Source organism: Microbacterium paulum, assembly GCF_015707995.1.
Classification (GTDB): domain Bacteria; phylum Actinomycetota; class Actinomycetes; order Actinomycetales; family Microbacteriaceae; genus Microbacterium; species Microbacterium paulum.
On the sequence record NZ_JAAGRY010000092.1, the window covers coordinates 1 to 8,233 of the forward strand.

The window sequence follows — 8,233 nt, forward strand, 5'->3', positions numbered from 1 at the left end:
ATCACTCTTCTTGCTTCTTGGCGGAAACAACTGGTCATCCCACGATGGCCCTTCACCGTCTACGACGACGAGAACCCCGCGGGAATTGACACCACGCTATTGGACTCACCCATTGCCATCGGCGCGATTTCAAATCCCTCCGTCTCCGCTCTAAAAATGCCTGATCAGGGGCTGTTTCGTTCCGATACTGCCACGAAATCTGCCATTTCTGCCGCGTTGCGGTCGTGGTTGGTGTTGAGCATTCTGGCGATCATGTGCGGTCTTACGTAGCTTTCTGCTCGCCGCGCGGTCGTTCGACTCGCCGTTTCTCCCGCGTGAGCGCGAGCCGGAGAGTGCAAATCCCTCCGTCTCCTCCGAGCGGTTGCAATCGCGACGGGTCTGATGGATCAGAGTCCGGCGGCATCCATTCGCTTGATCAGGGACGGGCGCCGGGCGTTGCGGCGGCGTACGTCAGCGAGGTAGTCGTCGGCGATCTCGGGGCGTCCGGCGGCGCGGGCCGCGGCGCGTAGTTTCGTCATCCTTCGCACGGCGCCGGGGTAGGCGCGGGTGTTCGCCTCGATGAGGCGGTCGTCGATGAGCTGCGCCATGACGGGGAGCACGGCTACGGGGTCGATCATGCTGTATCGGCCGACGAGGTCGTCCCACTGCGACGCGTGGAGTGACTTGCTGTTCGCGGATGCTCGGAGCGCTTCGGTCCATGCGCGCGCGAGGTCGTCGGCATCTGTCAGGTACGCGATCAGCTCCCAGGGGCGTTCGCGCATCCGCTCGATCGCGTGCTCGCGGATCGCTGGCCAGTTCTGTCCTGAGGCGGCCTGCAACGCTTCCGCGTTGCTCGCTGTGGGCCATCGTTCGAACACCTCGGATGCCGCGTCCGCGGCGTCTGCACCTGTCTCGATGGCCAGCGCCGCCCAGAGCTCGCCGCACTCCTGCTGTTGGTGCGCTCCGCCGGGGAGGGTCATGCCCTCGTGTGCGATGACGGTCGCGCGGCCCGGCAGTCCTGCCGCGCGGAGTGCTTCGGCGGCGGCGGCGTGCAGGTGTGCGCGTGGCATGTCTCCGCCGTGGGTGCGGACGATCGCCTCCTCATCACCGTGCAGGACGGCGAGGCGTTGCAGGTTGTAGAGGACGGCGTGGCGGGCGTGCCACTCGTCATCGTGGGTGAACTCTGCGTCTGGGCGCCCGTCGAAGGGTGTGGTAAGCGCCTGGCGCCGCTTGTCGAGGTGCGCTTCGAACCTTGCGATGCCCGCGGCGCCGAGGGCGTCCGCGTAGTCGACGACGTCGACCGAGAAGTACTCGCCGAGTTCGCCGAATTGCTGTTTCTGGATCCACCCGCTCAGCGCCGCCGGGGCGGGCGGGCTCTGCGTGCACAGCTCGGCGTGCAGGTTCAGTAGCTGCCGGATGACGAGTTGGATGAGTCCGCCGGAGTCGTCTGAGCGCATGAGGACCCGGAGGGCGCTCGCGATCGCCTTCTGCACGACGGGGATCACACCCTCGGCGCCGTAGTCGTCGGCCATGTCCGCCAGCAGCGACGCCCCGAGTTCGGCTTCGAACGCGTAGCTGTTCACCGCTCCCCAGTCCCACATGTCGCGTCTGGTCGTGCGGAACGAGGCGAGGACGTTCGGGATGTCGCGAGCCAAAGACATCCGTCCAGGACGCCACCGCGCGATCCTCATCCGCGATCTGCCCGGATGGCGGCCGCTTCTCTCAAGTGGCACGCGCAGGCAGGCGCGAGTAAGGGGGCCGGAATGTGCCGGACCCCCGAGGAGCAACACCGATCCGCCCAGGTCGGCGCTCGAGGCGCTGGGAGAGCATCTGGTCGGGCGATCGGACATGGCGCACGGTTACCTTCGTGGCGGCGGCCTTGAAGACGTCATCGATGAGGCCGGTCTGGTGGACGACGCCGATGGCCGCCTTGTCATCTATCGGCTGAAAGCGGACGATCAATCCTGGCCGACCGGTCACGTGGCGCCGCGTGCGCTCGTCGCGGTGGACTGCGCCCGCTTGGGCACCGCGCGTGTCCACGCGGTCGGAGTCCGCACGCTCGAGGACCTGAGGCGGAGATGGCTGACGCGCAACACCTGATCAGGATCTCGACGCAAAAGTCGAGCGATGTCGCCGTCCCTGCGACTGTGTCGACGGCGCGTGCTACTCTAATCGCAACAAACGCAATCTCCTGCGTTCACGTGTATTGGGGGGATTCCCGTGGCTCGCGCTGCCGTTATTGAAGAAACGTACCTCCCTAGTAGGGGCGACCAGCTCGCTCCTGTGCTGGACTTCCTCACCGCTCACGAGGCCGCCGGTCGAGCTCTTCCCGAACCGCGGTACTTCCTCGCGGGCGCACGCCCAGGAGACCAGGTGGAGCTTCCGGAAGAGGTCTACCTCGCGCTCCGCAAGATCGTGGACGCGATGCAGAGCGGGCTGGCGGTGTCCGTCGTGCCGCAGGCGACACGGCTCACCACCCAGCAGGCGGCGGATCTGCTGAACGTGAGCCGCCCGACAGTCGTGAAGCTGCTCGACGAAGGTGAGATCCCGTTCGAGAAGGCCGGCACGCACCGCCGCGTCATCCTCGCGGATCTCCTCGCGTACCGGGAGCGACGCCGCGCTCGCCAGTACGACATGCTCGCCGCCACGCGCGACACCCTCGACGAAGACAACATCGAGCAGACGCTCGAGGACCTCAAAGCGGCCCGGAAGGCAGTCGCAGCGAAGCGGGCCGTCCGAGCCTGAGATCGTCGCCTGACAGGATTGCGCTATGTTCACGGCCACTCTCGACACGAGCGTGCTGTGGCCGAGCCTGCAGCGCGACTTCCTTCTTTCCCTCGCCATCGAGGGCACCTACCGACCCACATGGAGTTCGGCGATTCTCGACGAACTCCAGTTCCACGAGGAAGCCAAGCTTGTGAAGCGTGGGATGCCTGTAGCGGAGGCTGCCCGCCGCGCCGCGGCCCTCATTGCCGCGATGCGCCGAGAGTTCGCCGACGCAGAAGTTGATGGGTGGCAACCGCTCGAGGGTACTTTCGGGCTTCCCCGCCGACCGGATTCCGCCGGGCATCCAGGTGCTCAGCGCCAGGGAGTTCGCGAAGAACACTGTCGCGCTCAACCCGCGGCTCGCGCTCGCCGCGGTGCACGAGATCGCGAGCCGGTCTGGCCGCTACGGCGCGACGCTCGCCGTCGGCGAGATTCTCGAGACTCTGCGAGACAGATACGGAATGATCGAAGCCGTCGACATGATGACTGAAGCCGAGTCGGCGTAGGCTCAGATCGCGCGTTGAAGGCGGCCCGCGGCCACAGCAACGCCCGTCGATCACTGCCACGTTTCTGCCACGAATCGAACCGAACTGACCTGATCGAAGCGGATGCCGGCGAGGTCAGAACCCGCAGGATCACGCGGTTTCAGTTGACCTCGATTACCAACGGCGCGATTTCAAATCCCTCCGTCTCCGCCACGAGTTTTGGCCCGCGATCCCTTGGAAAAACTGGGATCGCGGGCTTTTCGCTTTTTCGTAGGGAGCGCGTTTGCGTCCAGTTGCGTCCGAACGTGCGTCTTGTCATCTCTGTCATGTCTCAGGGCATCGGTGACCGCGCACTCGCGTGGGGGCTCGACGACCGGCCCGGAGGGACGGAGGAGCTCCAGCCCAGAAGCTAGACGGATTATTCGCCGAGCAGTGCGTCGATGCCGGCGGATCTCGCCGCGGCATCCATCGCGCCTGACACCTCGTCCAGATCGGAGTCGAAGAGGTCAGCATAGACGTCCAAAGTCATCGCCGCGGAGGTGTGCCCCAGCATGCGTTGCGCCGTCTTGACGTTGGCTCCAGACTGCACCGCGAGTGACGCCGCGGTGTGCCGCAGGCCGTGGATCGTCATGTGCGGCAATCCGGCTGACTTCAAAGCCGAAGCGAACCACGACCTTGACCCTTCGCTCGATCGCGTGCGCTTCATGTATCCGCCTGTCGGCGAGGGGAAGACGAGCGCGTCGGGCCGGAGGCCCGCGCACCGAGATGCTAAGACGCGCAGCTCGTGTTCGCGCAGCTGCCGGAGCTCGGCGTCGACATCGCCGACGTCACCCAGGTGCTCGAAGACGAGGGCGTCGCGAAGTTCATCGCGTCGTGGCAAGACCTCAAGAAGACCGTCGCCGCCGCACTGCACGGTGCCGCGGATATCTGACCGGGCTCTCCCCACGTGAACCGGGACCGGGCGGCTCCTCGGGTTCGATCGGAGGAGACTCCTCCGACTGCGGCTGGACCACTTGTGTTTCCAAGCGAATTGCTGGAGCACACCCGGCGAGGAGGCAACCAAGCCGTGCCAGCAATGAGCTGACAGTCGTTGAGGGTCGCCCGCGTCGAGCCCGCCTCTTGCGGCGATCGCATACGAGTCACGCGATGTCCCCCGAAATACCTACAGGCAGGCGCGGGGCCCGTCGTTAAGCTCGATCGGGTGGTGGATCTGCGTGTGGATGGGATCGTGCTCGAGGGCATCGCTGATCGGGTGCGCTCCGCGCGCACGAGTCTGGCGTGGGATCTTCACGGCATCGGATACGACGTGCTCGGCAGCGAGGGGGTCGCAGAAGCGGCGTTCCGGGTGACCTCGCTGGCGCGTGCGCGCTGCGAGGTGCTCGCCGGAGTTGTTGACAAGGTGGCTGCGTTTCCGCGGGAGGCAGACATGACCTTCGAGGCATCCGACCGCAGCCTGGCGATGGATCTGCGGTGAGCGTGGATCGCGCCGATCTGGGCCGCGGTGACCCGGCGGGGATGCTCGCGGCGTCGAGGGAGCGTGCGTCGAAGGCGGCGACGGTGCGGGCCGCACAGGTTGAGATGCGGCGCGCCGCGGCGGAGGCTGACCCGAGTGTATGGTCGGGCGCGTCGCGAGAGTCGTTCATTGTCGCCGCGGCCGCTGCCGCGACCGAGCTCGAAACGTTGGCGTCACGGTGGGAGGCGGAGTCGGCGGCGCTGTCGACCTACGGGAGCGGGGTGCAGGAGGTTCAGGATCAGCAGCGCATCATGCAGTTGCGCCGTGCGGCGGCCGAGGGTGATCTGAAGACCGCTCGCACGGACCTGCAGTCAGCGACGCTCGATCTTCAGACCTCCTACTGGGCGACAGGCGGTGACACCGAGGAGGCGCGGCGGCTGCTCGACCGAGCAAATGAGATTTTCGTGGTGACGAGCCAGCGCTCCCGGGCACTCGAGCAAGAGTGAGATCTGCTGGTCGAGCGGCGAGAGTATCTCGACCGAGAATGCATTGCAGCGTTCACAGGCGAGGCTGTGCTCGGGTCGATGTCGCGGCCCTCCGACGGTGCAACCGGCGCGAATCCGTTCGCCGGCCTCTCGGCGATCGACATGCTGGTCCTAGCCCGCACGGATAGGCAGGCTCTCGAGCAGCTTTCCAAATCGGACCCGGCCGCTGCCCAGGAGTGGTGGGCGGGTCTCAGCGAGGATCAGCAGCACGCGCTGGTGACAGCTATGCCCGCGTTCATCGGCGCGCTCAACGGGGTCCCCGCAGCATCTCGGGTCGCAGCGAACAAAATCCTCGCCGCTGAGCAAGTGCGGAAGATCCGGTCGCAGCCATCATTTTCCGACATCGACGGAGCGCCGACGCTGCGGACGGAGTTCGGAGCCGGAGAAGACCTCATCAGGTATCTTGAACGCGTCGTCGCCGGCGAGGTGCAGCTGTACCTGTGGCATCCAGAGAATGGCGCTGTCATCGAGATGGCTGGGAACCCGGAAACCGCGAAGTCAGCACTATTCGTCGTCCCGGGCACGAACGCGCGCATCGGCGAGTTCACCAGCTCGAACCCGACGACGAGATTCGCTAACTGGCAGGTGAACAACTCCAGAACGCAGAGCGTTGTGGCTTTCACCGTGCTGACAGGACCGATGCCGTATCTGACGGCCGACCCCATCGATCTGTGGTCTAGTGGTCCGCAGAACAACGCGTTCGCCGCGGCGCGGGCCCCTGAGCTCGCGGCGTTCGAGAAGGGAATCTTCGCGACGATGCCTGGCATCCCGACCGTGAGTTATGAGAACTCCTATGCGTCGGCGATCGGATCCGCTGCGGAAGCGTACGGCGGCACGCCAACTGTCCGCGTTCTTTCCGCCGGCGTCGGCGCAACCTTCGGCTACGAGCCCGCTCCCGACGTCATAAGGTATGCGATCCAGGCACCGAACGACATCAATCGTTACTACGCCGGGCTGCAGGCGTGGGAGGTGGGGTTCGGTGTGGCGCCCGAATCGATCCCAGGAATCAACGTCCTCGACTCCGGTCAAAGCGGCCTCCCGATCAACGCCGCGATCGCGCAGGTCGAGTTAGGTGTCGGTGGCCCTCTCGCCGTAGCCGTGCAGATCCCCGATAGCGTGAGCAACCACATCGACACAATGAGCGACGACATCCAGAAGAACGCCGCATCGATGCGTGAAGTTCAACGGCTACTCGCAGGGACGGCAGGGGCAACACGATGACGCGTAGCAGAGTCGTCAGTGCATTCACCGCTGTGGGGATGAGCATGATTCTTGGAGGATGCGGAATGGCGAGCAACTTGCCGACGTACGACGACGTCAGCTCAGACACCCGCGCGGCGATGCAGACAGTCGTGGATCTGCTGCCTGAGGCATCTGTCGTCACGCCACGACCCGAGCAGGAGCCCTATCCGTGTGATGACCCCGTGGGCGTCGACAACAAGCGCGGAGCCTTTTACACAGGCAACTGGGACATCACCGTACCCGCGGGCTTCGACATAGAGTCGTTTGTCCTTGCCCTGCCGGACACGCTCGGCGAGGGATGGGATGTCGTTCCATCACAGATCCCGGTTGGCTACGCGACCGTCGACATTCTCGAAGAGGCCACGTCGATCGTGGTCACCGTGAGCGACGCATCAGAAGGATCGACAGCGTCCCTCAACATCATGGGAATGTCGCCGTGCGCCACGACCAGCTCCTAGCAAGTCTGTCGAGATTTAGTTCCGATTCAGTCCGTGGTGGCATGGGCCGGGGCGAACACGCGAATAATCTGAACGTCGACGGGACAAGAGCCCGCAGCTCGCTCGGCGCCGTGCCGCGAGGAGCTGAGCGACGCTGGCGGGGAAGACAGGGCGCTGTCCACTCTGCGCCCGAGTGGGGCACCGAATTCGCGCATGCAACGCAGATTTGGCCAGCTGTCGCCGAGGGTCGCAAGGCCCTCTCCTGCGTCTCGTTTGCGTCCCGACGAACGACGGTGCCCTCACGTCAACGACTACAGCGACCGCGGGAAACGCAGGCAAACCGCGGCTAGACGAGGTTCATGCACCCGTGAGACGGTCAGGCGGCCGGGTTCAAATCCCTCCGTCTCCGCCAATGTGATGTTCGGGACATCGCGAACGGATGAACCCCCGGAGACCGGGGTTCATCCGCTTTTCCGTTGGTAGCCGCGGGTGGGGTCGAGGGTGAAGTGGGCGTGGATTTCGCCGGTGCTTTGGTTGGCGATGGTGGCGTCGTTGTTGTGGATGAGGGCGATGATCTCGGTGCGTGAGTGGGCTCTGCCGATGCCGAGGTGGAGGAGCTTCCCGGAGTGGCGGAGGGTGGGGCTGCTCCGTCGTAGAACGCGTCGCCATGCGTGTTCAGAAGTCGTCAAACGGGGACATTGTCGGAGGGAGCTCGAAGCACGGCGAAAAAGAGTCGACCACGAGCGCGTGTTCACCCCCGGTCGTTCCGATCACGTATCCCTCTGCGTACTCGCCACTCAGTTGGATCGCGGATCTATAGTCGCTGTCGACATCGCGCACTTGGAAGCGGGTATCGGACGAATAGCTCTCCGCCAGAGCGGGAAGAAGTGTTGCGGGGTCTGTTCCTTCCGCGATGTGGATCGTCACCCCCGCAGCGCGTGAATAGACTCCGTCGCCCGCGCAGGAAATCAACGTGCCTCCTCGAGAGGGGTCAACGCTCACCACAGCATCCTTCGGCAACCGTCCCGCGATCTCCTGCTCCATCGCAAGGGCACGGGCTTTTGATTGCTGAGGCGTCATGCCGCTCACATTCGTCTCCTTCGAAGAGGTGCAGGCGCTCAGGCAAGCAATCATCACTACCGCCAGTACTGCGACCAATGGCTTTCTACGCGGCCCTGCGATCATCGCAGCACCTCATAGACATCGCCGAGGGCGGCGGGTCTGTCCGTTCCTTTGTGTATGGGGCTTCGGCTTAGTTGATTCCTAGGCGGTCGCCGTAGGTGATGGACAGGGTATTCAGGATAGCTTTCCAGCCGGCGATCTGCC

Annotated in this window: 13 protein-coding genes; 9 read left to right on the plus strand and 4 right to left on the minus strand. The window is 64.9% G+C overall.

All coding sequences use genetic code 11. The annotated features are described in order from the left end of the window. The coding region (locus G3N18_RS15890) for a hypothetical protein (RefSeq protein ID WP_206693312.1) at positions 1-270 on the plus strand (270 nt) is incomplete at its 5' end. Positions 271-386: 116 nt separating this feature from the next. Here G3N18_RS15890 and G3N18_RS14970 read toward each other — a convergent pair. Continuing rightward, positions 387-1,640, minus strand: a complete 1,254-nt coding sequence (locus tag G3N18_RS14970) for a hypothetical protein (protein WP_196385064.1) — start codon at positions 1,638-1,640, stop codon at positions 387-389. 187 nt (positions 1,641-1,827) lie between these two features. Here G3N18_RS14970 and G3N18_RS14975 point away from each other — a divergent pair, with 187 nt between their 5' ends. The 3 genes from G3N18_RS14975 (at position 1,828) to G3N18_RS16230 (ending at position 3,251) form a co-directional block, all read left to right on the plus strand. Continuing rightward, on the plus strand, positions 1,828-2,079 hold the full coding sequence (locus G3N18_RS14975; RefSeq protein WP_196385065.1) for a hypothetical protein: 252 nt from the start codon (positions 1,828-1,830) through the stop codon (positions 2,077-2,079). A gap of 183 nt (positions 2,080-2,262) precedes the next feature. Next, on the plus strand, positions 2,263-2,724 hold the full coding sequence (locus tag G3N18_RS14980; RefSeq protein WP_281653554.1) for a helix-turn-helix domain-containing protein: 462 nt from the start codon (positions 2,263-2,265) through the stop codon (positions 2,722-2,724). 263 nt (positions 2,725-2,987) lie between these two features. After that, positions 2,988-3,251, plus strand: a complete 264-nt coding sequence (locus tag G3N18_RS16230) for a hypothetical protein (protein ID WP_230404229.1) — start codon at positions 2,988-2,990, stop codon at positions 3,249-3,251. Between the two features lie 397 nt (positions 3,252-3,648). Here the strand turns inward: G3N18_RS16230 and G3N18_RS14990 are convergent, their stop codons facing one another. Continuing rightward, positions 3,649-4,065, minus strand: a complete 417-nt coding sequence (locus G3N18_RS14990; protein WP_268932618.1) for a tyrosine-type recombinase/integrase — start codon at positions 4,063-4,065, stop codon at positions 3,649-3,651. On the opposite strand from G3N18_RS14990, the gene G3N18_RS14995 reads away from it, so the two are divergent. The 5 genes from G3N18_RS14995 to G3N18_RS15015 all read left to right on the plus strand — a co-directional run bounded on the left by G3N18_RS14995 (position 4,015) and on the right by G3N18_RS15015 (position 6,928). Continuing rightward, positions 4,015-4,161 carry a hypothetical protein gene (locus G3N18_RS14995; RefSeq protein WP_420827109.1) on the plus strand — a complete coding sequence of 49 codons (147 nt, stop codon included), beginning with the start codon at positions 4,015-4,017 and terminating at the stop codon, positions 4,159-4,161. The genes G3N18_RS14990 and G3N18_RS14995 overlap by 51 nt on opposite strands. A gap of 270 nt (positions 4,162-4,431) precedes the next feature. Then, on the plus strand, positions 4,432-4,704 hold the full coding sequence (locus G3N18_RS15000) for a hypothetical protein (protein ID WP_196385067.1): 273 nt from the start codon (positions 4,432-4,434) through the stop codon (positions 4,702-4,704). Further along, on the plus strand, positions 4,701-5,189 hold the full coding sequence (locus G3N18_RS15005) for a hypothetical protein (protein ID WP_196385068.1): 489 nt from the start codon (positions 4,701-4,703) through the stop codon (positions 5,187-5,189). Before G3N18_RS15000 ends, G3N18_RS15005 begins: the two co-directional genes overlap by 4 nt. Before the next feature lie 78 nt (positions 5,190-5,267). Beyond that, positions 5,268-6,449, plus strand: a complete 1,182-nt coding sequence (locus G3N18_RS15010) for a hypothetical protein (protein WP_196385069.1) — start codon at positions 5,268-5,270, stop codon at positions 6,447-6,449. Between the two features lie 65 nt (positions 6,450-6,514). Beyond that, on the plus strand, positions 6,515-6,928 hold the full coding sequence (locus G3N18_RS15015) for a hypothetical protein (RefSeq protein WP_196385070.1): 414 nt from the start codon (positions 6,515-6,517) through the stop codon (positions 6,926-6,928). Between the two features lie 440 nt (positions 6,929-7,368). Here G3N18_RS15015 and G3N18_RS15020 read toward each other — a convergent pair whose 3' ends face one another. Together G3N18_RS15020 and G3N18_RS15025 are read right to left on the minus strand one after the other, a co-directional pair. Next, positions 7,369-7,596: a hypothetical protein gene (locus tag G3N18_RS15020; RefSeq protein ID WP_196385071.1), complete on the minus strand. Its 228-nt coding sequence runs from the start codon at positions 7,594-7,596 to the stop codon at positions 7,369-7,371. Next, positions 7,583-7,996: a hypothetical protein gene (locus G3N18_RS15025; protein ID WP_196324358.1), complete on the minus strand. Its 414-nt coding sequence runs from the start codon at positions 7,994-7,996 to the stop codon at positions 7,583-7,585. Before G3N18_RS15025 ends, G3N18_RS15020 begins: the two co-directional genes overlap by 14 nt. Between the last annotated feature and the right edge of the window lie 237 nt (positions 7,997-8,233).

Bases quoted from the DNA above. Each gene is read 5' to 3' on its own strand.
- G3N18_RS14970 (WP_196385064.1), bottom strand. From the start codon at position 1,640: ATGTCTTTGGCTCGCGACATCCCGAACGTCCTCGCCTCGTTCCGCACG.
- G3N18_RS14975 (WP_196385065.1), top strand. From the start codon at position 1,828: ATGGCGCACGGTTACCTTCGTGGCGGCGGCCTTGAAGACGTCATCGAT.
- G3N18_RS16230 (WP_230404229.1), top strand. From the start codon at position 2,988: ATGGGTGGCAACCGCTCGAGGGTACTTTCGGGCTTCCCCGCCGACCGG.
- G3N18_RS15010 (WP_196385069.1), top strand. From the start codon at position 5,268: ATGTCGCGGCCCTCCGACGGTGCAACCGGCGCGAATCCGTTCGCCGGC.
- G3N18_RS15015 (WP_196385070.1), top strand. From the start codon at position 6,515: ATGGCGAGCAACTTGCCGACGTACGACGACGTCAGCTCAGACACCCGC.